Here is a 21,267-nt window from a genome sequence, read left to right as displayed (position 1 = left end):
TGCCGCCTCTCTGCACTTGCCGGCTCCGTGGCTCACGGTGTCGCGCGAAATCACTTGTGTCTCTTTGGTTTCAGCGGTCACAAATGGGCCTGGTTTGTCGGTGGGTGGAGTTAGCGTTGCAATGTGGGATTCGAACGTATGAGCGAAGTGATCGCGGGGATGGCCGAGCAGCTGTCCGCGCTGGTCGCCGAGTCGTTCGACACATTGACCACCTCTGAGCAGTTGGGGCTGACCGCGCAGTGGGAGAGCTTCACGCGCGGGTCGGCGACGGTGGGCCATCGCCTGGTGGCCGGACTCCAGCAGGCCCCGCTCGCGGAGTTGGGTGAAAACAGCGTGGCCGGCGCGCTGACGGTGTTGCTGCGCCTCTCCAAGGCCGAGGCGAGCCGCCGGGTGGCCGAGGCAAAAGAGTTGGCGCCGCGGCGGGCGATGACAGGCGAGACACTCGAACCGGTGCTGGTGCAGACGGCGGCCGCCGTCGAGAAGGGCCTGGTGGGCGCGGAGCATGTGCGGGTGATCCGGCGGTTCTTCGCCAAGCAGGTCCCGGTCTCGATGCCCTATGACGTGCGTGAGGCCGCCGAAGCGCAGCTGGCCGAGCTGGCCATCAAGCACACGCCCGAGGAGTTGCGCGCGGCGTCGGAGCGGTTGGCGGCGTACTTGAACCCGGATGGGGATTTCTCCGATGAAGTGCGCGCGGCGCACCGTTGGCTGCGGCTGGGCCGGCAGCGCCTCGATGGGATGAGTGAGCTGCGCGGACTGATTGATCCCGCCACGCGGGCGGCGTTGGAGGCGGTGCTGGCGGTGTGGGCCGCCCCCGGCAAGAACAACCCGGCCGATGACGCCCCGTCTGTGGACGGCGAGCCGCCGCCCGAAGCGGTGTCGGCTGACACCCGTACGACCGGACAGCGCAACCACGATGCGCTGAATGCCATGTGTCGGGCGCTGCTGGCCTCGGGACAGTTGGGCAGCCATAACGGGTTGCCGGCCACCATGCTCATCACCGCCAGGCTCAAGGAACTCGAAGCGGGGACCGGGCATGGGTTCACCGGGGGCGGGTCATTGCTGCCGATGAGCGAGGTGATCCGCCAGGCCTCGTCAGCGCACCACTATCTGGCGATCTTCGATGACCACACCGAAGAGATTCTGTACCTGGGTCGGGCTAAACGCTTGGCGTCCAAAGCCCAGCGGCTGGCCCTGTTCGCCCGCGATCACGGCTGCACCCGACCCGGCTGCACCGCCTCGGCTTACCAGTGCCAGGTGCATCACGGGGACAACGATTGGGCCGCTGGCGGTCAGACCAACATCGATGAGCTGACCCTGGCGTGTAGCCCCGACAATCGGCGGGTCAAACCCGGCGGCTGGCGCACCTACATACGCAAAGACGGGCGCACCGCGTGGCTTCCTCCGCCGCAGCTCGACAACGGCCAAGCCCGCGTCAACAACTATCACCACCCCAACCGCTACCTCGTCCCCGACGAGGGAGACGACGAGGACGGCGGAGAGTGTCCCGACGACGGCGGTGATGATCGCGACGGCGGCTGACGCCGCGGTGCGCAGCGTGCGTTTGGTGAAGGCCCCGTCGGGTAGCCCGCCCCCATGGCTCAAGGACGACCACTCGCGCTTGTGACGGGCGCTTCGAGCGGCATCGGTTTCGAGTTGGCGAAGCTGTTCGCCGACGACGGCTACGACCTCATCGTGGCCGCCGATGATGACGGCATTCACGCCAGCGCCGACAAACTCGCGGCCGGCGGGACGGAGGTCCGCGCGGTTCAGGTCGATCTCCGCCAAGAGGACGAAGTCGATCGGCTCTACGGCAGCGCCACCGAGAACGGCCGCCGCTTGGACGCCGTCGCCCTCAACGCCGGTACGGGAGGCGGCGGCCGATTCGTCGACCGCGGGCTCGAAGAGGATTTCAACATCATCGACCTCAACGTCCGGGGAACGACGCATTTGGCCAAGCTGGTGCTCGCCGACATGGTGAGCGCCAACTCGGGCAAGCTGCTGTTCACATCGTCGATCGTGGCGATGATGCCCGGCTCGTATCAGACCGTCTACAACGCCTCAAAATCGTTTGTGCAGTCGCTCGCCGAGGCTCTGCAGGACGAACTGCGCGATACCGACGTCACCGTCACCTCGTTGATGCCCGGGCCGACGGACACCAACTTCTTCAAGCGCGCGGGCATGCTCGACACCCTGGTGGGACGCATGCCGAAGGACGATGCCGGAAAGGTCGCCAAGCAGGGTTTCGACGCGCTGATGGAGGGAAGGAAGAAAATCGTTGCGTCATCGCCACTTTCGAAAGGGCTCGGCCTGATGAACCGGATCCTGCCCGACTCGGTGAAGGCCGCCTCCAACCGGCTGATCTCGAAGTGAGCGTGTCAGGGTCCGCCGACGCCGTGGTGATCGGCGCCGGCCACAACGGATTGGTCGCCGCGGCCATGCTCGCCGACGAGGGCTGGGATGTGCTGGTTCTGGAGGCGCAGGAACAACCCGGCGGCGCGGTCAAGAGTGCAGAACTGTTCGCCGGCTATGTCAGCGACCTCTACAGCGCGTTCTATCCGCTTTCGGTCACCTCACCGGCGCTCAAAGCGCTGCACCTCGAGGATCACGGCCTGCGCTGGTCGCACTCACCGGCGGTCGTCGGCCATGCGAGTTCTGCCGATGACGATGACGCACCGCTGATCTGGCGCGAACTCGACCGCACCGCCGAGGATCTCGAGCGCCGCACGCCCGGCGACGGGGCCCGCTGGCGCGACTTGTTCGCCCAGTGGCAGCGCATCAAGGAACCGCTGCTGGAGACGTTGTTCGCGCCGTTCCCGCCCATGCGTGGAGCGGTCGGACTGTTGCGTGAGCTGGGTACCGCCGAGGCGCTTCGGCTCGCGCATCTTCTTCTACTGCCGGCCGGGGTGATGGCCGAGCAGTTGTTCGAGGGCGAGGCAGCGCGACTCCTCTTGTTGGGCAACGCGATGCACGCCGACGTTCCCATCGACGCACCCGGCAGCGGCGTCATGGGCTACATGCTGATCATGATGGCCCAGGACGGCGGCTTCCCGGTTCCGGTAGGCGGCGCCGGCCAACTTACGGCGGCGCTGGTGAACCGGGCGACGTCGGCAGGGGCGCGCATCGAGTGCGGGCGGCAGGTCGATCGGATCGACGTCCGAGGCCGACGCGCGGTGTCCGTGCACACCGCCGGCGGTGAGACCGTAAAGGTGCGCCGCGCCGTGATCGCCGATACCTCGGCGCCGATGTTGTACCGCGACCTTCTCCCGGCCGATGCCCTGCCCGAATCGGTCGTCCAGAGCATCGACCGGTTCGTCTGGGACACACCGGTGTTGAAGATCAACTACGCGCTCGACGCGCCGATCCCGTGGCGATCCAAGAGCCTGAGCGATGCGGGGACGGTCCACCTCGGCGCCGACCACGACGGCCTGATCCGGTGGATGGCCGACCTCAACACCGGCACCGTGCCGCTGCATCCGTTCCTGCTGTTCGGCCAGATGACCACTTCCGATCCCACCCGATCGCGCGCCGGCACCGAAAGTGCCTGGGCGTACACGCATCTGCCCCGCGGCGTAGCCGATGACGCCTCCGCCGATCAGCTGTCGGCGGCGGTAGACGTGGTGTTGGAGAAGCACGCGCCGGGGTTCAGCGACCACATCGTCGGCAAGTCCATTCAGCGGCCGTCGGACCTGGAGGCCAGCGACGCGAACCTGCATACGGGTGCGGTCAACGGCGGGACATCACAATTGTTCCAGCAGTTGATCTTCCGGCCGTTCCCGGGTTTCGGCGGCGCGGAGACGCCGGTCGAGAACGTCTTCCTCGGTAGCGCCGGCGCGTCACCGGGCGGGGGAGTGCACGGTGTCTGCGGCCGCAACGCGGCGCGTGCCGCACTGTCCAATGCCGGTCGACTGGGCTGGCCGCGTCGACAGTTCAACCGCGCGATCCTGTCGCTGATGACGCGATGAGCCGGTGAGCGGCTCCAAACGGTTACGCGACGTCGCCAAGAAGGTCTTCGGATGGCAGACGCTGCGGCCAGAACAACTCGAGGCGATGACCGCGATCTTGGATGGTCGCGACGCGCTGGTGGTGATGCCGACGGGCTCGGGCAAGTCGGCGATCTACCAGGTGCCGGCGGTGTTGCTGCCGCGGACGGTGATCGTCATTTCGCCGTTGATTGCGTTGCAGCACGACCAGATCGCCGCGCTCGAGGAGTCCGACGCTCCCGATGCGGTGGCGATCAACTCACGCCAGAGTGCAACGTCCCTCGACCGGGCGTGGGAGGCCGTCGAGCGCGGTGAGGCACGGTATGTGTTTCTGGGTCCGGAGCAGCTCATCAAGGACGACGTCATGAAACGACTGGCCGCGGTGAAGCCGTCGCTCGTCGTCGTCGACGAGGCGCACTGTGTGTCGGCGTGGGGACACGAGTTCCGGCCCTCGTACCTTCGGGTCGGCGACGCGATCGAGCGGTTGGGCAGGCCGCCGGTCGTCGCGCTGACCGCGACGGCGTCGGCGGTGGTCCGCCGCGAAATCGTCGATATCCTCGGGCTGCGCGAGCCGACGGTGATCTCCGGCGGGTTCGACCGGCCGAACATCTCACTCGAAGTCCGTCACCACACCGACGACGCCCGGAAACGCCAGGACGTCGTCGATCTGGTGCAGCAGCTTGCAACGCCGGGGCTGCTGTACTGCGCCACCCGCAGGGACACCGAGTTCTATGCCGAGCAGCTCACACAGCGAGGCGTATCGGCCGTCGGGTACCACGCGGGGCTGAACACCAAGCAGCGCACCGAAGTTCATGATCGGTTCCGGGACGACGAGGTCGGCGTCGTCGTGGCCACTTCGGCGTTCGGCATGGGCATCGACAAACCCAACGTCCGGTTCGTGGTGCACGCATCCGTGCCGGACTCCGTCGACGCGTATTACCAGCAGCTGGGGCGCGCCGGCCGAGACGACGCTCCCGCCGAGGCGATCCTGTTCTACCGGACAGAGGACCTCACGCTGGGGAACTTCTTCGCAACCCGCAATCCGGACGAGGAGTTGCTGCGGCGGGTTTACAGCGCTCTGGATGCCCGGAAGCCGAAGCGGCTCAAGGTCCTTCGTGAAGAACTGGGTGAGCGAGGACGCCGGCTCACATCGTCGATCAACCTGCTCGAGCAGGCGGGTGCGGTGGAATCGGCCAGGTCGGGCTTCACCAACACCGGCATGCCCGCCGACGACGCGGTCCGCAAGGCCGTGGAGATGGCCGAGATCGGGGAGCGGGTCGACCGGACGCGCGTCGAGATGATGCGTTCATACGCCGAGACACCGGACTGCCGCAGGCAGTTCTTGTTGGCCTACTTCGGCGACTACCTCCCCGAGCCCTGCGGCAACTGCGACCGCTGCCGCGACCACACGGCCACCGACCGCGGTGAGCCGGCCATCGCTATGGGCACGGCCGTCGAACATCGCGAATGGGGCGCGGGCACCGTGCTCGGCGGAGACGCCGACCGGATCACCGTGCTGTTCGACCTCTACGGATACCGGACTCTGGACGCCGTGCGCGACAACGACCTGCTGGATGTACGGGCGGCTAGTAGCCCGGCGTGACGACGTCTTCGAGTTCCTGCAGCTCGGGCGACGGCCCGGGCGGTGCGTGGGGCGGCACTTGATTGCCGGTCGACCCGGTGCACTCGGCGCCGCTGACCCCGGGCGGGCAGGCGTTGTTGACTGCTGAGGCGGTGTTGGGCACCAGGTACGGCACACAATGTCCGCTGTAGAGGTCGCTGTCCTCGCCGGGTGGGCAGGCGGCGAGTTGGCCAGGCGGGCTGGGGGAGGTGGCGACGAAGGCGGCAGTCAGCGGCGCCGCCGCCACCGCGATCGCAAACGCACCGGCGATCGTCAGCCGGCCTCCGATACGGACTTTCCTCACCGTTGACATCTTTGCGCTTTCGTCAGTGGGACCCTGAACATCGACACTATCGCGGTCAGCGCGCTCGGGGCATCGGTCTGGGGCATCGGTCACGTCCAAGAATTGTTACGGTCCGGCGGGTCGTCGTAATCCTCATCTCACTGTCGGTTCGGCTGGTTGATCAGTGACTGCGGGATGCCGACATGCCATGCCCGCGGGCAGGTTGACCTCCAGACTTGGCATGGTCTTCGGCCCGATGGAACTGGCGTCCTGCGAGAAACAATGGCAGCAGTAGTCTTTCAGACCGCGGATCGGCAAGCTTCCTAGGAAACCCACCCGTCACCGGAACTGTCTGGTTTTCCGCCGCAGGGGGACTCAAAAACCTACGGTAATCTGGCAGGGTTATGGGGGTGACATGGCAAAAGTCCTGAATGTCGACGCGAGCGGGTTGAAGTCGGCTGCCGCTGACAGCATCGCTGTCGCCGCTGATGTGCTCGCTAATGGCTTTGATGGCTCTCTTAGTGCCCGCCCGAGTGGTTCGGGAATGGCGGCGTTTGATGCGGCAAGTGCCATCGTGCGGACGCGCATATCTAATCGCATTGCTGGTCAGGCCGGTGATGTCGCTGCAGCAGGTGACCGCTACGACGCCACGGACGGGGGCACTGCGGACGCTACCGCGGTGACCATGTGAGCGCTGCCGCTGCGCCTAGCGCGGTACCTAGCCGCTCGGACATTGAGTCGTGGGACAGCTCGGACCTGGAGTCTGCCGCCACCCGCTGGCGGGCAGCAGCGGGTGCATTGGAATCCGCGTTCGAGCAGCACAGGCAGAACATTTTGACTCCTGGCGGTACGACTTGGGAAGGTGACGCCAAGGACGCTGCATTAGACCGAGTAACTGCGGATACTTCCGTAGTACGTCTACAGGGCGATGTGCATCGTGAGGCCGCCGATGTCGCCGCCCGCGGCAGTGAGGACATCCAGGGCGCGCGCACCCGAGTGCTCGAAGCCATCGCCGAAGCCGAACAGAATGACTTCAGCGTCGGTGATGATCTCTCGGTGACTGACAACCTCGCCTACGATGTGGAAACCGCTGCTGCCCGCGCGATTACTGCGACCGAGCACGCTGAGTTCATCCGTTGGCGCGCCGAACAGCTTGTCGCCACCGATGCCCTGGTCGGGCGCCAGCTTCAGGCAAAAGGCCTTGAACTGCAAGGTATTCAGTTTGAAGGTGCGAGCGACGAGAATGAAACCCATCCGTCGATTCGGCTCGTGGACAACAAGACTCAGGACAACGATCCCCATGCCGACTCGCAAGAGGGTGTGAAACCAGGTTCACCGCCCGAGGAATCTGCGGGAAGCTGGCAGGACATGCTCCTGCCTCAGGGGACCGCTGACGGCGCTGATGATGCTGAGTCGCCATTGGAAACACGGTCGGGTGATCCCATTACCGCCGAAGGCCAACAACCCTCGAGCCTGGATGAGGCGCTGTCCGAAGTCGGAGGGCGACCTGTCACGGCACCGCTTACGTCATTGGAGCGCATCCGAGACCAGCACGCCGGGAACGGCAAGAGCGAGCACCGGCGATACACATAGCATCCGTTGGAGGCTCCGGTCGTCGGCGCCGATTCGTCGGTAGTTGGTCAGCAGCAGGCGAGGGTGGATGCTGCGCACGAGAGCGTTGCGTCTGCCCAAGCTGCACTCGATGACGCCCTGGCCCAGTCCGCGGTCGCGGGGCCGGGTGCCGGTCCCAGCCGTGACCAGCTCGATGCTTTGGGACAGGCTTTGTTCGATACCCGTGGTGACGTATCTAGTCAGACCGAAGTTCTGCAGAACCTGAACGCGGCGGCGGGCGAAATTGGTGGGGGCCGAGTGCCAATCCCTTCTCTTCCCGAGAATGCTGACGTTCAGGCCTTCCCGCAGGAGCCGTCGGCATTCGCCGAAGGTAGTCGCGCTTTGAGCGAAGGCACTCTCGGATTCATTCCCGATATCGCCCACGACATCGACGTTTTTCGAAATTGGAGCGAACACTCAGTCGAGGATCGGGTTGGTGCCGTGCTCGACGTGGCCGGCGCAGCACCCATCCCTGGTGGCAAGTTCGTCACAGAGGGTCTCGAACATGCTGTTGATGCCTTCAACGCCGGGCGCCACATTGAGGAGGCCGTCGATGCCGGCAGTGCGGGAGCGCATGACTTCCCCGATGCGCCGTCAACTCCACATGTTGACCACACGCCAGAGGTGTCTGATTCGCGCGGTGGAGGCGATGCCGACGTAGCTTCGGCGCCGACGTTTGCGCTAGAGGACGCGACAGCGATCTTGCACAGCAGTGAAGCGAACGGCGGGCATCTTATCGAGCGCCACGTGGGTCGAACGTTTGATGACCTCTCCGCACGCTTGGCGGATTCGCCTCGACTCGGACAAGTTTCAACGTTCGCATCTGTCGATGAGGCGTCCTCAGCGCTCAGCATTGCACTTCAGCAGAACAAGCAGTTGTTCGATGATTGGATGGCTAACGGCGCGAGAGGAAGACTCGAATTGGTTGCACCATTCGAAGGTGGATCGGTGCTGGTGCGTGGGTCAGACATCATGGTGCCGGGGTCAAGCGTCAAGATGGTCCTTAAAACGGACGGGTCTGGAGGGTGGTTTCTGTTGACTTGGATGATTAACCCATGAGCGCACAATCTCTTTCACGTTCTTTATCGCATTTCTTTGGGGCGTACTTCCATGAGGATTGGGACCTGGAAGCCGATGATTGGCAGGGGATCGTCGAAAGTTACGTCGAGGATGAACAGCCCACTGCCGAGCTGCTTCGCGCGTTGGCCAAAGAGATCGATGATCTGACTGCCGAATGTACGGAAGCTGACTCGGAACAACTTGTGAAACGCACTATGGGCGCTAATTACTATCCACTGCCCGAATTTACGTACATAGAGTGGCTTGGGCAGGTCGCCGCGCGGTTGCGGAAACACGCCGCTGCCATTGACGGTGGTGCTAAACCTCCCACCGCTTGAGAACGACTCGAACGGCTCCGATCCCCCGGGTGTCGCAGGATCGAACTAAATTAGGCTCTGAGCCGCAAGCCCCCATAGCCCAATTGGCAGAGGCAGCGGACTTAAAATCCGCACAGTGTCGGTTCGAGTCCGACTGGGGGCACTTAAAGGGCACGGGTTAGATGGCATCTTGCGGCTTGCGGGCGGTGTCGCCGACGGTGTCCGTTCGGAATCACCATTCACTTGTGACTGCTACCGTGCATCGCAAACCGTGGTGAGGAGGCCCGATGGCTGACGTGCTGGCCGGAGTTCGACAGAAGTTGCAGCATGCCACCGAGGCGGCGCACGCTGCTAAACGACTCGTCGACACCGGAATCATCGACCTCAAAGACCTAGGTTCGGGTGTTCAGACCGCGAAGCTTGCGCGCACCTACGGCCCGCAGGCCACGATGGCGATTCAAGGTGGGCGCAAGTATGCGGACCTGCCTGCGGTCGTCGACGAGCGCGGGACGTTGACCTACAAACAGGTCGATGACCAGTCGTGGGCATTGGCGCACGGCTTGCAGAGCCTCGGGGTCTCAGCGGGCTCGGTCGTCGGCGTGCTGTGCCGCGACCACCGCGGTCTGGTCATCACCATGGCCGCCTGCGGTAAGGCGGGCGCCCGAATGGTGTTGATGAACACCGGTTTCGCCAAACCTCAGTTCGCCGAGGTCTGCGAGCGCGAGAAGGTGACCGTGGTGCTCCACGACAGCGAGTTCCTCGGTCTGCTCGACGCGCTGCCCGCCGACCTGCCGCGGGTGCTGACATGGGTCGACGAGGGTGCAGAATTGCCCTCCGGCGCACAGACTCTCGACGACATCCTCGCGACCAACTCAACCGAGCCGCTGCCCCCGCCGGCTAAAGCCGGTGGTTCGGTGATCCTCACCAGCGGCACGACCGGGCTGCCCAAGGGGGCGCCGCGAGAAACAGTTTCTCCACTCGCCACGGCGCAGATCGTCGACCGAATACCGTTCCCGCGCAAGGGAACCATGGTCATCGTGTCGCCCATCTTCCACAGCACCGGTTGGGCCACTTACACCGTCGGCGCAGCGTTCGGCAATAAAATCGTGACGACCAGGCGGTTCAAGGCGGAGGGCACGTTGAAGCTCATCGCCGACCACAAGGCCGACATGCTGGTAGCGGTCCCGACGATGCTGCACCGGATGGTCGAGCTTGCGCCCGACATTATCGCCAAGTACGACACGTCGTCACTGAAGGTCATTCTGATCGCCGGGTCGGCTCTGAGCCCCGAGCTGTCCAACCGGGTGCAAGACACCTTCGGCGATGTTCTGTACAACATGTACGGTTCCACCGAATGCGCCATCGCCAGCGTCGCCACCCCCGCCGAGTTACGTGCCGCGCCCGGCACCGCGGGGCGTGCTCCGGTGACCTGCGAGGTGGTGTTGTACGACGAGAACGATCGACGGATTGAGGGCGCGAACCGTCGCGGCAGGATCTTCATCCGCAACGGTGCGCCGTTCTCCGGATACACCGATGGTCGCAGCAAACAGATCATCGACGGCTACATGTCCAGCGGCGACATGGGTCATTTCGACGAGAACGGACTGCTGTTCGTGGACGGCCGCGACGACGACATGATCGTGTCCGGCGGCGAGAACGTCTTTCCGCAAGAAGTCGAGAATCTGCTCGAGGCGCGCTCCGATATCGCCGAGGTCGCGGTGGTCGGGGTCGATGACGTTGAGTTCGGAAAGCGGTTGCGCGCGTTCATTGTTGCCGAGCCCGGCGCCGAGCAAGACGCAGCAGAGATCAAGCAGTACGTGAAAGACAACCTGGCGCGGCACAAGGTTCCGCGCGATGTGGTGTTCATCGACGAACTACCTCGGAACACCACCGGAAAGCTACTGCGTCGGGTGTTGGTCGACATGGACATCGAGGCCTGAGGCCGCGACCAGATACCTGATCGAACAGCCCTAGCGGACTCAAAGTTGTCGGTTCGAGTCCGACTGGAGGCATCGGAGTTCTTGCCGGAAGGGGCCGATTGCGGCTCTAACATTCGAGCGGTCGCTGTCGTCGGCGGCTCCCTGCATCAGCACCGCGTCAGCGAGGAACCGCGATCAATACCTAGACTCCGAGAATGCGCGTGCCTCGTCGAATCGCAGAGTTCAACAAGCGAGTCACCAATCCGGCGGCTCGCGCGATCACACCGTGGCTTCCAAACCTCGGGACGCTCGAGCACGTCGGGCGGAAGTCGGGTAAGCGATATCGAACGCCCCTTCTGGTATTCAAGACCCAGGATGGCTACGCCATCCTCATCGGCTACGGCCTACAGACGGACTGGTTGAAGAACGTGCTGGCCGGCGGACCGACGGTGCTACGCAAGCGTGGACGGGCTGTCGCGCTCGTCAACCCACGGGTGGTCAGCAAGGCCGAGGCCGCGACCCTCGTCATACCGCGTTCTCGCCTGCTCTACCGAGCTTTTCCATACGACGAGGCCGCCGTGCTGCTGACGAATGCGGGCTCGGCGACTGCGTGACCGCAACGCAACGCTGCTTTTCAATCACTGCCGGCGGTATAGGCGGCCTTGCATGCGTAACCAGGCCACGTCGACGGCTCAACGGTTCCTTTCGGCGCGCTCGCGGATACCGAGCAGCATTTTGCGGTACATCGGGAAGTCGGCGAGTTCGAGGATCGGGGCGAAGGCCAGCCCGCCTGGATAGGCGTAGGAAACTCGCAGCCTCGTGACGAGCCGAGTACCACCCGAGGGCAGCGGGCGAAGGACCCACGCCCATGTCCCGGACTTCGGGTGCCGCCACACCAGCACGTGGGGCGCGGCGACCTGCGCGACCCGCCACGGCGACTTGTCCACGCCCTGAAGCGGATTCATGGGTGCCGCGGCATCACCCACGGCGACCTGCTGCCACTGCGGTAACACACTGCGCGCGCTCGGGCGGCCGAGATTGTCCAAGAGCTCGTAGGAGTACCAGCCGGCCTTGCCGAACCCCAACTGGACGATCCACGGCCACACCCGTTCGGGGGAGGCGGCGATCGTCAGGGCGCGTGTCGCGCGCATCCCGAAGCGCGACAACGGATATTCGTCACCCGGGAGCCGCTCGGTCTTCTCTGACTCGGTCGCGCCCCATCCGGTGTGCCAGTGCCGTGCGACCGCCGCGACGACGACTCCCGCCACCACCCCCACCGCACGCCCACGTATCACCCCCGCATCGTCGCACCGATGACCGCCGACGGCACGAGCGGAGCTCGGGTCGCCGCTCACAGGCCAGGGGGCTATCGCCGAAGATCGGAAGTGGCGAGATACCCGTCCCGGCGGACGGCGAGAGGGTAGACAGGCAGCATGGTGAGTTCGCGGTGGTGAACTGATGTGTCGCCTGTTCGGACTGCACGCCGGGGACGCGGTGACCGCGACGTTCTGGTTGCTGGACGCCCCCGACAGCCTGACCGAGCAGAGCCGGCGCAACCCGGACGGCACCGGCCTGGGAGTGTTCGAGGCCGACGGCACCCCGGTGGTGCTCAAGCAGCCGATCGCGGCGTGGCAGGACCGCGACTTCGCGGCCGAGGCCCGCGAGCTGACGGGCACGACCTTCATCGGTCATGTCCGGTACGCGACCACCGGCGCCGCGGACGACGACAACACTCACCCGTTCCTGCAGGACCGGCGGATCTTCGCGCACAACGGAGTGGTGGGTGATCTCGACGCGCTCGACGAGCGGCTCGGCGAACTCGGCGTCGAGGACCTGGTGCGCGGCGACACCGATTCTGAACGGGTCTTCGCGTTGATCACCGGATCCATCCGCGGCCGCGGCGGCGACGTCGAAGCCGGGTTGGTGGAGGCGATGCGATGGTTGCGCGCCAACGTGCCGATCTACGCGGTGAACGTGCTGCTGGCCACCGCCACCGACCTGTGGGCATTGCGCTACCCCGACACGCACGAGCTCTGGCTGCTGGACCGCACCGATCCCAGCCGCGGCCGTTTCAGCTTGCGCAGCAAGCGGATCAGCGCGTCCAGCGCGCACTTGGACGCCGCGCCCTCGGTGGTGTTCGCCAGCGAGGTGATGGACCACGAGAAGTGGCACCCACTGGCCTCGGGTGAGCTGGTCCACGTGAACGCCGAGCTGAGGATCACCCGGCGCACGGTGCTGCCCGACCCGCCCGCGCACCCCCTCGCGCGTGCGGACCTCAGCCCGCCGGTGGCCTCGGCTCAGCACCCGTTGAACTGACGGCGCGCGGGTTGCTCAGGCTGGCATCGAACTCATGCGCTGGCGAGCCACGGCATCGCGGCAACTACCAGTGCCTTGGTGGCGACGTCGAGCGTGGGTTGGATGACGGGCGCGAAGTGCGGTGAATGGTTGACGGCGATGTCCTGGTCCACCCGGCCGGCTTCGGCGGCGTGCCGGTAGACGGCCGGATCGATGCCGCCGATCCCCCAGTACGTGTACGGCGCGCCGAGTGCCGTGGGGATGGCGCTGAAGTCCTCGCTGGCCGCGCCCGGCGGCAGGTCCAGACACTGATCACCGAACTCCGCGGTGAACGAGTCGCGAACCCGGTCGGTAGTAGGAATATCGTTGTCGGTCAACGGGAATCGGTCGAAGAGTTCGAACTCGGGTTCTTTGGGGGACCGCGAGGCGGCGCATTCGGCATTGACGATCCGGCGCACCGCGTCGATGACGGCGCTGCGCGTGCGGTCGTTGTAGGTGCGGATGTTGAGCTGCAGTACGGCGCGGTCCGGGATCACGTTGCTCTTGCTGCCGGCGGTGATGCTGCCAACGGTCAGCACCGCGGATTCGACGGGGCTGATCTCCCGGGAGATCACGGTCTGCAACCGCACAACGATCATGGCGGCGAGCACCACAGGATCGACCGATGATTGCGGCATCGAACCGTGACTGCCGCGACCGAAGACGGTGATCCGCATGCTGTCGGCAGACGCCAGGAACGGGCCCGCGTGAATTCCGACCGTGCCGGCGGGTATGGGCAGCACATGCTGGCCCAGGCATACGTCGACGCGGGGAAGTAGCTGCGCGAGGCCGTCGTCGACCATGGTCTGCGCCCCGTCGCCGGTTTCTTCGGCGGGCTGGAACAGCGCCACGGCCGTGCCGTGCCAGTGTTCGCGCCCGTCGGCCAGCAGGCGCGCGGCCCCGAGCAGCGCAGTGACGTGCATATCGTGGCCGCAGGCGTGCATCACCGGGACTTCATGTCCGTCCCGGTCGGTGTCATGGACTGTGGAGGCGTAGTCCAGCCCGGTTTCCTCGTGCACTGGTAAGGCGTCCATGTCGGCGCGCAGCAACACCGTTGGGCCAGCGCCGTTTTCCAGGATCCCGACCACGCCGGTGCCCCCGACGCCCTCGTGCACGCGGTAACCGGATTCGGCGAGTACCTCGGTGACCCGCTGGGCGGTCCGGTGCTCGCGGTGGGACAGTTCGGGATGACGATGCAGATCGCGGTAGCAGTCCTCCTGCCACGAACGGATACCGCTCAATCCGCCGAGGACGGCCTTGGCTGCACTTAACGAGGCGGTCATCGTCTTCTCCCTGTTGCCGGCCGCTGATGCATCAGGTTTGCCGCCGCATCACACATATAAACCGTGTGCGCCCGCTGGTCGAGGCCCAGTATCGTGACCTGGTGCGGTTAGTCGGGCCGGTCCGACGCAGACGGCTCGTCGGAGGATTGCGACGAATCGCGATAGCCCTGGCGCTGTTGGTAGCAGGTGTCCTGAGCCTTGCCATCGATATCAGTGCCTTCAGCGTACGGTCGGACTCAGCGGCGGCGGATGCGGCCATCGTCCTCGGCGCGGCCGTCGACGACGACAGACCGTCGCCGGTACTCGAGGAGCGACTGCGGCACGCGGCCGCGCTGTACGAATCGGGACAGATCGATCGGATCATCCTGACGGGCGGTGTCGGACAAGGAGACACGCTCTCGGAATCCGAGGCGGGCCGCGCCTGGCTGATCGCCTCCGGGGTCCCGGCGGACCGTCTGCTCATCGAGAACAGATCGCGCACCACCAAGCAGAACTTCGCCTTCGCCATGCCGCTGCTCGCCGAGCACGATGTCGACCGAATGCTCATCGTCAGCGATCCGCTGCACATGCGCCGTGCCACCCGTATCGCCACCGACCCGGGGCTCGACGCGCACCCGTCGCCCACGCCCAGCAGCCGCTTCAGAACCCTGCACACGCAGATTCCGATGCTGCTGCGCGAGGTGTACCACAGCCTGCGCTACGTCATGACGCGCCAATGAATCCGTCCGACACCGGCATCGGCCCCGACAGGCTGTGTGCCTTTGTTTACGCCGTGGCGGCCAACGCCTTTTGGTCCTCGTCCGCGAAGGTGTCCTCCAGCGTCAGGGGCGAGTAGTCCAGGTCGATCTCACCGACCGGGCGGCCCCTGGCACTGCTGATGGTGCCGAATCGCCGCATTCCCTTGTCGCTCGCGTACTGCTGGAACTCATCCATCGTCAGATCGAACGGGATCTCTTCGTACAGCGCGAATGCGTCTTCGGTGTTCTTCAGCGCCAGCGGAATCAGCTCATTCATCCGCTCCTCGAACACCTGCCAATTCGAGTCGTCGGCCGCGACGTGCCGTCGGCAGGTGAACGTGCCCCAGGCCATGTGGCGGCGTTCGTCGTCGCCGATACGTCGCACCAACTCCTGCATCCCGGGCAGAATGCCGCGGTCCACGCAAATACGGTGCCACGCATAGTATCCCGTCAGCGCCATCATGCCCTCGATGACGTGGTTGTACGTCACCGATGCGCGCACCTGAGCGGCGGGCGATGGGTCCGCGGTCAACGCATCCAGTGAACTGGGCAGCTCCTCGTAGAACATCTGGCGGTACGCAGGAAGTTCGTCGAGATAATGGTGCAGGTCCTCGGTGAGTCCGACGGCGTCCAGCCACATCCGAAACACCTGGGTGTGCTTGGCCTCCTCGAACGCGAACTGGGTCAGATACATCTCATCGCCGAGACGTCCTTCGGCCCGCATCGCCGCCATGAAAGGCTGGATGTCCTGGGTGACCGCTTCCTCGCCCGCGATGAACTCGGCACACAGTCGAGCGGCCCAGTCCCGCTCGAGTTCGGTCAGCGACTCCCAGTCCTCCCGGTCGCGGGAGAAGTCGATGTCGGCGGGATTCCAGAACTTCGCATTGCCCCCGGCGAACAACTTCAACGGCAGGCTGTCCCAGTTGAGGCCACCGGCATCGAGTGTCGCGGAATTCTTACGTGTCATTGTTGGACCTCCTTGGTCGTCGTTCGGGCTGGGTTGCGGCTGGAGAAAGCGTCGGCCAACACGGATACGAGCCTGCGCACCGCGAGTGCGGGCTGATCCGGCGTCGGGTCGTCGAGACCGAGAACCGGATCCATGCCGCGCACATAGGGCGCCAGCGCCATGTGCGGGAAGATCATCAGCAGCAACGACAACAGCGCGTCGGTGTCGCAATCGGCCCGCAGGTCGCCGCGCGCATGCGCATCGCGCACCAGCGGCCGCAGGACCTCCAGATAGTGGCGGTGGATCACGGTGTGGACGGAAACCCTTGCCTCGGTGTCGATTTCGAAGGTCGACGCGGCGTGCAGGGCACGGTCTTGCGGATGGTCGGCGAAGTAGGCCACCCAGGTGTCGAGCAGATCGGTGAGGAACTCGAAGAAGGGCCGACCCGGGTCGAGCTCCCGGATGCGGTCTTCGATGTATGAGCGCACCCGCTGGCTGCCGAGGTCGGCGATGTAGGCGTAGAGGTCGCGCTTGTCGGCGAAATACTGGAACAGGCTGCCCTTCGCGACACCCGCCCGACGCGCGATGACGTTCAAGCTGCCCTGCGAGTAGCCGTGCGCCCCGAACTCCGCTTCTGCCGCTTCGATCACAGCGGCACGCCGGCTCGGATCGACCCGCGCCCACGTCACAGTCGGCATCAACACCTCCAGCAATGACCACTGGTCATATTACTGTGATCGGCATCACAGTCAAGGTGAGGGGGATCGTCGATCAACCCTCGTTCAGGTGGGCGGTCATGAACGAGAAGCGCGGTGGTGTGGGGGTGCGGGTTCCGGAAGGTCCCAGGTCGAATACGTGTAGCGCTGTTCGGGACGATCCGCCGCGCCGAGCATGAACGCGCGGTGATAGCGACCTGCGCGCGCGATCGAAGCCAGCCAGGTCGCGACTGTGCTGACGCGGTTGCGCACGCCGGTGAGGAACGCGATGTGGATCAGCCCCCACGCCACCCAGCCGAGATAACCCGACACGCGGATTCGCCCCACTTGAAGCAGCGCATTGCCATGGCTGATGTAGGCCGCCGATCCGAGGTCGCGGTAACGGTACGGGCGGCGCGGGCGCCCGGCGAGATCACGGCGAATGCAGGCTGCCGCGTGCAGGCCGCCCTGCATGGCGTTCTCCGCGACGCCGGGCAGCTTGGCACGCCCAGCGAGATCACCGATGACGAAGATCTCGGGGTGCCCCGCGACGCTCAGATCCGGCTCGACCTGTATCCGACCGGCGCGATCGGTTGGCGCTCCGAGGATTTCGGCAACATGGCGGGCGAACGGCACAGCTTCGACGCCTGCGGTCCACAGCACGGTCCGCGCTGCGAACTGCCGGTCGGGCCCGCCGTTCTTCGGGGTGACAGTGACGCCGTCGCGCCCGACATCGGTCACGTGCACACCGAAATGCATCTCGACGCCGAGTTCCGCCAAAGCCTGGGTGGCTTTCGCCGACAGGTCCGGCGCGAACTTCTTCAAGACGCGCTGGCCACCGTCGAACAGCAGCACCCGCGCCTCTTGCGGCTGGATGCTGTGGAATTCGTTGGTCAGGGTGCGGGTGGCCATCTCCCGGATCTGGCCGGCCAGTTCCACTCCGGTGGGCCCGCCTCCGGCCACGGCGAAGGTCAGCCAGTCCTTGCGCTCCGGTCCGGGTGGCAGAGTTTCGGCGATCTCGAATGCGGTGAAGATGCGCTGCCTGATCTCCAACGCGTCGTCGAGGGTTTTCATACCCGGCGCCCAGTGCGCGAACTGCTCATTGCCCATGTACGACTGCCGCATGCCTGCCGCCAGGATGAGGATGTCGTACTCGACGACGAACGTCGTTTCGTCAGGCCGGAGCGCGGTGACGGTGCGCGCCGACGGGTCGAGCTCGATCGCCTCACCCAGCAAGGTCTTGATGTTGTCGTATCGGGCGAACTCCTCGCGCAACGGACGGCTGATGTGGCCGATGCTCAGCTTCCCGGTCGCGCACTGGTAGAGCAGCGGTTGGAACAGGTGGTCGGCGGAGCGGTCGAGCAGGGTGACCTCGACATCTGCCTTCGCCAACCGACGCGCACAGAACAAGCCGCCGAAGCCACCGCCGATGATCAGGACTTTGGGTCGTTGCGAGCTCATCATCGCAACCGTATTACCCAGCTCCGCGCCCATGAAGCGTGCCGGGCGGTGACATCAGGCCGAATCTCACACAAGCGGCCCTGCAGTTGTGCGCATTCGGCAACACGGACGCATACGCGAAGTCGCGTTTTCGCAACCGTCGTGCGAAAACGTTGACGCACGACCGTACACCAGAAGGGTTCGTACCGATGTCCTACGTCAGCCCGTCCGAGTTCGTCGCAAAGATGATCGATGCCGGAGAGTCCAAGGCGCACATGTCCACACGCGACACCCTGATCCGGGCCTACATGGCCGGCGCGATCCTGGCGATCGCAGCCGCTTTCGCCGTCACGATCACCGTGCAGACGGGTAACGCGCTGCTCGGAGCGGTGCTGTTCCCGGTGGGCTTCTGCCTGCTCTACCTTCTCGGTTTCGACCTCCTCACCGGCGTCTTCACCCTGGTTCCGCTGGCGCTGCTGGACAAACGCCGCGGCGTCAACGTGCGTACGATGCTGCGCAACTGGGGCTGGGTGTTCGTCGGTAACTTCGCCGGTGCGCTCACCGTCGCCTTCATGATGGCCATCGTCTTCACGTATGGCTTCAGCGTCGACCCCAACGAAGTCGGACAACGGCTGGGCGAGATCGGACACAGCCGCACCGTCGGCTACGCCGAACACGGCGCCCCCGGCATGCTCACGCTGTTCATCCGTGGCGTGCTGTGCAACTGGATGGTCTCCACGGGTGTGGTCGCCGCGATGATGTCCACAAGCGTGTCGGGCAAGGTCATCGCCATGTGGATGCCCATCATGCTGTTCTTCTACATGGGATTCGAGCACTCGGTGGTCAACATGTTCCTGTTCCCCTCCGGGCTGATGCTCGGCGGTGACTTCTCGATCGCCGACTATTTCATCTGGAACGAAATCCCCACGGTAGTAGGCAATCTCGTTGGGGGCCTGACCTTCGTCGGGCTCACGTTGTTCGCGACCCACGCGCGTACCGGGGCGCCGAGGCTCTCGTTGCCCGCCCTCACGCCGACGGCCGACGTCGAGGCGAATAAGGTCAGCGCATGACCCCGATCATGTCCAAGTCCGATGCCGCCGCGCTGGTGATCGCCGCCAAGACCCGAAAGGGGCTGAGCTGGACCGAGATCGCCGACGCTTTGGACGCGCCGCGCGTCTGGTGTGTCGCCGCGCTGCTGGGACAACACCCGATGTCGGAAGCACAGGCCGAACGAGCCTGTGCCCTACTCGATCTCGATGCCGCGGTGGGCGAGAGCTTGCGGCTCCAACCCGCCCGCGGAATCGATCCGGCGTTGCTGTCCGATCCGACCATCTATCGCTTCCAGGAAGCGCTCGCCGTGTACGGCCCGGCGATCAAGGAGCTCATTCACGAGGAGTTCGGCGACGGCATCATGAGCGCGATCAACTTCAAAGTCGACGTCCGGCGCCGAGAGGATCCCGACGGAGACCGCGTCGTCGTCACGTTCGACGGGAAGTTCCTCGACTATCGCTGGTGACGCCGCTATGCCACCTCGAGAAGCAACCCGGAATCAGGACTGGAAATCCGGTGCGAACCGGGTTCGGACGCAGTCGTGTTCGGCTGCTTGAGCTGCGCGATCATCGTCTCGTAGTTGTCGGTCTGCCACGCCCTCATGAAGGCGTCCAGCGGAACCTTTAGTTTCTTCCCCTGCTCGGGGAATCCGCTGTCGTTTAGGTAGACGACTCGCTCGTCGAAATCGATTCCGGTGACGACCACCTGATGGTCTGCGGAGGAGATGCCGGGTAGCGGGTCGCCTTCGACAGCGTTCCAGATGGTTCCGCCCTGAACGCCGACCGACACGGCCTTGCTGCTGTCCTCCAGTGCGAACGCCAAGGCTCTCAGCGCGAGGTTGCCCTCCGTTTTCTCATATTTCGTGAGGGTGGCCGTGATGCCGTAATCGGACTCCAGCAGAGCAATCGCGTCTCTGATGTCGACGCGATCCTGGGTGTGTAGGCCCTCGTACATCTTCTCACCCGGGTTGGCAACGCTATCGGCCTCCATTGCCTTCTGGGCGATGTCCGCTTCCTCCGGCGTGGTTCCGGTCAGTTGACCGACGATCATCGCCGCCGACTGCAACACGCAGTTCTCGGCCGTCTGCACCCGCCAGTACTGCGCGCTGTCGTCCGGGTCGCCGTAGAGGCCGGTGAACACGGCCGGTGCCCTGAACCAGTCCGTCAGTCCGTGGATGAACTCTGTCACGGCGAACGAGAGGTAATTGACGAATTCGGTCACCACGACCGCCGCGGTGTTGGCGAGTTCGGAGACCACAAACGCTGCACTGGCGACGAGCGCCCCCAGCGGATTCTCCGCGTGCTGCGCGAGTTGCTCGTTGAAGGCTTCTGTGCGGGCAGCCTGCGCTTGATTGAATGCGTCGAGTCGTTGGGTTTGCGCCTTCTGGTACGCCGTGGCCCGTTCGGCTGGGGTCGGCTCCACGGTCAGCTGGTCAGGCACCGACCACGACGGGTGTTCGGGGTCAGTCCCGGAGTCGGAGTCCGCCGTCGTGGTGACGGGAACCCACTCCTCCGAAGGGGTTCCGGCGGTCAGAGTGTTTGCGACCTGCTGCGTGTCGACGGCCAACTGGTCATCGTTCATCCGCTCCAGATCGCGGCGCATCAGGTCCAGCGAGCCCACCAGGATGACGCCCGGCAGCGGCTCCACCGGACCGTCGACTGTGGACAGCGGCGAGCCGAGGCCGACCGCCGACAGCAGTCCCGACACGACACCGACCGATGCGGTAGACGTGACCGGATCGGGTGCTTGGGCGACGACGGTGCTGTCGTTGTCCGCATCCGAGCTCTCCGAGGGCACCAGGGGCGCGTCGATCACCAGCGTGCCCGTGCTCGCTTCGCTTATGGTATCGACGCCGGCGGTTTCGCCTGAAGTCGTGAGATCGGCTGCGCCGGAGTCGGTTACGTGTGCGAGGGATCGAGCGCTGATCTCGCTGTCCGGTCGGCTCACGCCCGTCACGCTGACAGCGCTCGCGGTGGGCTTCTGCGCGATCAC

21 protein-coding genes and 1 tRNA gene are annotated in these 21,267 nt (G+C 65.2%); 15 read left to right on the top strand and 7 right to left on the bottom strand.

The annotated features are described in order from the left end of the window. Positions 1-123 precede the first annotated feature (123 nt). From AU072_RS01135 to AU072_RS01120, 4 genes are read left to right on the top strand one after another with little or no spacing between them, the layout of a single operon-like run. Complete coding sequence (locus tag AU072_RS01135) at positions 124-1,539, top strand: HNH endonuclease signature motif containing protein (protein WP_235629897.1); 1,416 nt, start codon at positions 124-126, stop codon at positions 1,537-1,539. Between the two features lie 54 nt (positions 1,540-1,593). After that, entirely contained in the window at positions 1,594-2,370 is a 777-nt protein-coding gene (locus tag AU072_RS01130) for an SDR family NAD(P)-dependent oxidoreductase (RefSeq protein ID WP_064412022.1), read from the top strand. Then, the gene (locus AU072_RS01125) at positions 2,367-3,962 is read left to right on the top strand and encodes a phytoene desaturase family protein (RefSeq protein ID WP_064412021.1); all 1,596 of its coding nucleotides are present in this window, start codon (positions 2,367-2,369) and stop codon (positions 3,960-3,962) included. The genes AU072_RS01130 and AU072_RS01125 overlap by 4 nt, the downstream gene beginning before the upstream one ends. Positions 3,963-3,966: 4 nt before the next feature. After that, the gene (locus AU072_RS01120; protein WP_064412020.1) at positions 3,967-5,583 is read left to right on the top strand and encodes a RecQ family ATP-dependent DNA helicase; all 1,617 of its coding nucleotides are present in this window, start codon (positions 3,967-3,969) and stop codon (positions 5,581-5,583) included. Here AU072_RS01120 and AU072_RS01115 read toward each other — a convergent pair. Next, entirely contained in the window at positions 5,567-5,905 is a 339-nt protein-coding gene (locus tag AU072_RS01115) for a hypothetical protein (protein ID WP_231745183.1), read from the bottom strand. The two genes, AU072_RS01120 and AU072_RS01115, sit on opposite strands and share 17 nt — an antisense overlap. A gap of 394 nt (positions 5,906-6,299) precedes the next feature. On the opposite strand from AU072_RS01115, the gene AU072_RS28115 reads away from it, so the two are divergent. From AU072_RS28115 to AU072_RS01085, 7 genes are all read left to right on the top strand, one after another. Beyond that, on the top strand, positions 6,300-6,575 hold the full coding sequence (locus AU072_RS28115; RefSeq protein WP_133147251.1) for a hypothetical protein: 276 nt from the start codon (positions 6,300-6,302) through the stop codon (positions 6,573-6,575). Continuing rightward, positions 6,572-7,477 carry a hypothetical protein gene (locus AU072_RS28480; RefSeq protein ID WP_235629896.1) on the top strand — a complete coding sequence of 302 codons (906 nt, stop codon included), beginning with the start codon at positions 6,572-6,574 and terminating at the stop codon, positions 7,475-7,477. The genes AU072_RS28115 and AU072_RS28480 overlap by 4 nt, the downstream gene beginning before the upstream one ends. Positions 7,478-7,483: 6 nt before the next feature. After that, positions 7,484-8,554 (top strand): RNase A-like domain-containing protein, encoded by a 1,071-nt coding sequence (locus tag AU072_RS28475; protein ID WP_235629895.1) that lies wholly within the window; start codon positions 7,484-7,486, stop codon positions 8,552-8,554. Further along, complete coding sequence (locus AU072_RS27385; protein WP_082680888.1) at positions 8,551-8,892, top strand: contact-dependent growth inhibition system immunity protein; 342 nt, start codon at positions 8,551-8,553, stop codon at positions 8,890-8,892. Before AU072_RS28475 ends, AU072_RS27385 begins: the two co-directional genes overlap by 4 nt. A gap of 68 nt (positions 8,893-8,960) precedes the next feature. Continuing rightward, positions 8,961-9,034: transfer RNA gene (locus AU072_RS01095), tRNA-Leu, on the top strand. A gap of 124 nt (positions 9,035-9,158) precedes the next feature. Further along, positions 9,159-10,811, top strand: coding sequence for an acyl-CoA synthetase (locus tag AU072_RS01090; protein WP_064412016.1), 1,653 nt, complete (start codon positions 9,159-9,161; stop codon positions 10,809-10,811). A gap of 194 nt (positions 10,812-11,005) precedes the next feature. Next, on the top strand, positions 11,006-11,404 hold the full coding sequence (locus AU072_RS01085; RefSeq protein WP_064412015.1) for a nitroreductase family deazaflavin-dependent oxidoreductase: 399 nt from the start codon (positions 11,006-11,008) through the stop codon (positions 11,402-11,404). A gap of 78 nt (positions 11,405-11,482) precedes the next feature. Here AU072_RS01085 and AU072_RS01080 read toward each other — a convergent pair whose 3' ends face one another. Beyond that, on the bottom strand, positions 11,483-12,085 hold the full coding sequence (locus AU072_RS01080; protein WP_064412312.1) for a hypothetical protein: 603 nt from the start codon (positions 12,083-12,085) through the stop codon (positions 11,483-11,485). 163 nt (positions 12,086-12,248) lie between these two features. Between AU072_RS01080 and AU072_RS01075 the strand changes: the two genes are divergently transcribed. Next, complete coding sequence (locus AU072_RS01075) at positions 12,249-13,106, top strand: class II glutamine amidotransferase (RefSeq protein WP_064412014.1); 858 nt, start codon at positions 12,249-12,251, stop codon at positions 13,104-13,106. Between the two features lie 32 nt (positions 13,107-13,138). Here the strand turns inward: AU072_RS01075 and AU072_RS01070 are convergent, their stop codons facing one another. Continuing rightward, positions 13,139-14,407 (bottom strand): amidohydrolase, encoded by a 1,269-nt coding sequence (locus AU072_RS01070; RefSeq protein ID WP_064412013.1) that lies wholly within the window; start codon positions 14,405-14,407, stop codon positions 13,139-13,141. A 101-nt stretch (positions 14,408-14,508) separates the two neighbouring features. Here AU072_RS01070 and AU072_RS01065 point away from each other — a divergent pair, with 101 nt between their 5' ends. After that, positions 14,509-15,126 (top strand): YdcF family protein, encoded by a 618-nt coding sequence (locus AU072_RS01065; protein WP_235629894.1) that lies wholly within the window; start codon positions 14,509-14,511, stop codon positions 15,124-15,126. 46 nt (positions 15,127-15,172) lie between these two features. Here AU072_RS01065 and AU072_RS01060 read toward each other — a convergent pair whose 3' ends face one another. The 3 genes from AU072_RS01060 to AU072_RS01050 form a co-directional block, all read right to left on the bottom strand. Further along, positions 15,173-16,111 carry a R2-like ligand-binding oxidase gene (locus AU072_RS01060; protein WP_064412012.1) on the bottom strand — a complete coding sequence of 313 codons (939 nt, stop codon included), beginning with the start codon at positions 16,109-16,111 and terminating at the stop codon, positions 15,173-15,175. Further along, positions 16,108-16,788: a TetR/AcrR family transcriptional regulator gene (locus AU072_RS01055; protein ID WP_064406755.1), complete on the bottom strand. Its 681-nt coding sequence runs from the start codon at positions 16,786-16,788 to the stop codon at positions 16,108-16,110. Before AU072_RS01055 ends, AU072_RS01060 begins: the two co-directional genes overlap by 4 nt. Positions 16,789-16,884: 96 nt before the next feature. After that, positions 16,885-18,246 carry an NAD(P)/FAD-dependent oxidoreductase gene (locus AU072_RS01050; protein ID WP_064412310.1) on the bottom strand — a complete coding sequence of 454 codons (1,362 nt, stop codon included), beginning with the start codon at positions 18,244-18,246 and terminating at the stop codon, positions 16,885-16,887. A 188-nt stretch (positions 18,247-18,434) separates the two neighbouring features. Here AU072_RS01050 and AU072_RS01045 point away from each other — a divergent pair, with 188 nt between their 5' ends. Then, a complete protein-coding gene (locus AU072_RS01045) occupies positions 18,435-19,295 on the top strand; it encodes a formate/nitrite transporter family protein (protein ID WP_064412309.1) in 861 nt (286 codons plus the stop codon). Then, a complete protein-coding gene (cynS, locus tag AU072_RS01040) occupies positions 19,292-19,741 on the top strand; it encodes a cyanase (protein WP_064412011.1) in 450 nt (149 codons plus the stop codon). The genes AU072_RS01045 and cynS overlap by 4 nt, the downstream gene beginning before the upstream one ends. A gap of 5 nt (positions 19,742-19,746) precedes the next feature. Here the strand turns inward: cynS and AU072_RS01035 are convergent, their stop codons facing one another. After that, on the bottom strand, positions 19,747-21,222 hold the full coding sequence (locus AU072_RS01035) for a C39 family peptidase (RefSeq protein ID WP_133147250.1): 1,476 nt from the start codon (positions 21,220-21,222) through the stop codon (positions 19,747-19,749). Positions 21,223-21,267 lie beyond the last annotated feature (45 nt).

The sequence above is a fragment of the Mycolicibacterium novocastrense genome, from assembly GCF_001499835.1.
Lineage (GTDB): Bacteria > Actinomycetota > Actinomycetes > Mycobacteriales > Mycobacteriaceae > Mycobacterium > Mycobacterium novocastrense.
Note: the sequence above shows the minus strand (reverse complement) of the source record. Positions and strands in the feature narration are given on the sequence as shown.

What these genes read in the sequence shown, in the direction of transcription:
- AU072_RS01130 (WP_064412022.1), top strand. Translation starts at nt 1,594, where the DNA reads ATGGCTCAAGGACGACCACTCGCGCTTGTGACGGGCGCTTCGAGCGGC.
- AU072_RS28115 (WP_133147251.1), top strand. Translation starts at nt 6,300, where the DNA reads ATGGCAAAAGTCCTGAATGTCGACGCGAGCGGGTTGAAGTCGGCTGCC.
- AU072_RS27385 (WP_082680888.1), top strand. Translation starts at nt 8,551, where the DNA reads ATGAGCGCACAATCTCTTTCACGTTCTTTATCGCATTTCTTTGGGGCG.
- AU072_RS01090 (WP_064412016.1), top strand. Translation starts at nt 9,159, where the DNA reads ATGGCTGACGTGCTGGCCGGAGTTCGACAGAAGTTGCAGCATGCCACC.
- AU072_RS01085 (WP_064412015.1), top strand. Translation starts at nt 11,006, where the DNA reads ATGCGCGTGCCTCGTCGAATCGCAGAGTTCAACAAGCGAGTCACCAAT.
- AU072_RS01075 (WP_064412014.1), top strand. Translation starts at nt 12,249, where the DNA reads ATGTGTCGCCTGTTCGGACTGCACGCCGGGGACGCGGTGACCGCGACG.
- AU072_RS01070 (WP_064412013.1), bottom strand. Translation starts at nt 14,407, where the DNA reads ATGACCGCCTCGTTAAGTGCAGCCAAGGCCGTCCTCGGCGGATTGAGC.
- AU072_RS01060 (WP_064412012.1), bottom strand. Translation starts at nt 16,111, where the DNA reads ATGACACGTAAGAATTCCGCGACACTCGATGCCGGTGGCCTCAACTGG.
- AU072_RS01055 (WP_064406755.1), bottom strand. Translation starts at nt 16,788, where the DNA reads ATGCCGACTGTGACGTGGGCGCGGGTCGATCCGAGCCGGCGTGCCGCT.
- AU072_RS01050 (WP_064412310.1), bottom strand. Translation starts at nt 18,246, where the DNA reads ATGAGCTCGCAACGACCCAAAGTCCTGATCATCGGCGGTGGCTTCGGC.
- AU072_RS01045 (WP_064412309.1), top strand. Translation starts at nt 18,435, where the DNA reads ATGTCCTACGTCAGCCCGTCCGAGTTCGTCGCAAAGATGATCGATGCC.
- cynS (WP_064412011.1), top strand. Translation starts at nt 19,292, where the DNA reads ATGACCCCGATCATGTCCAAGTCCGATGCCGCCGCGCTGGTGATCGCC.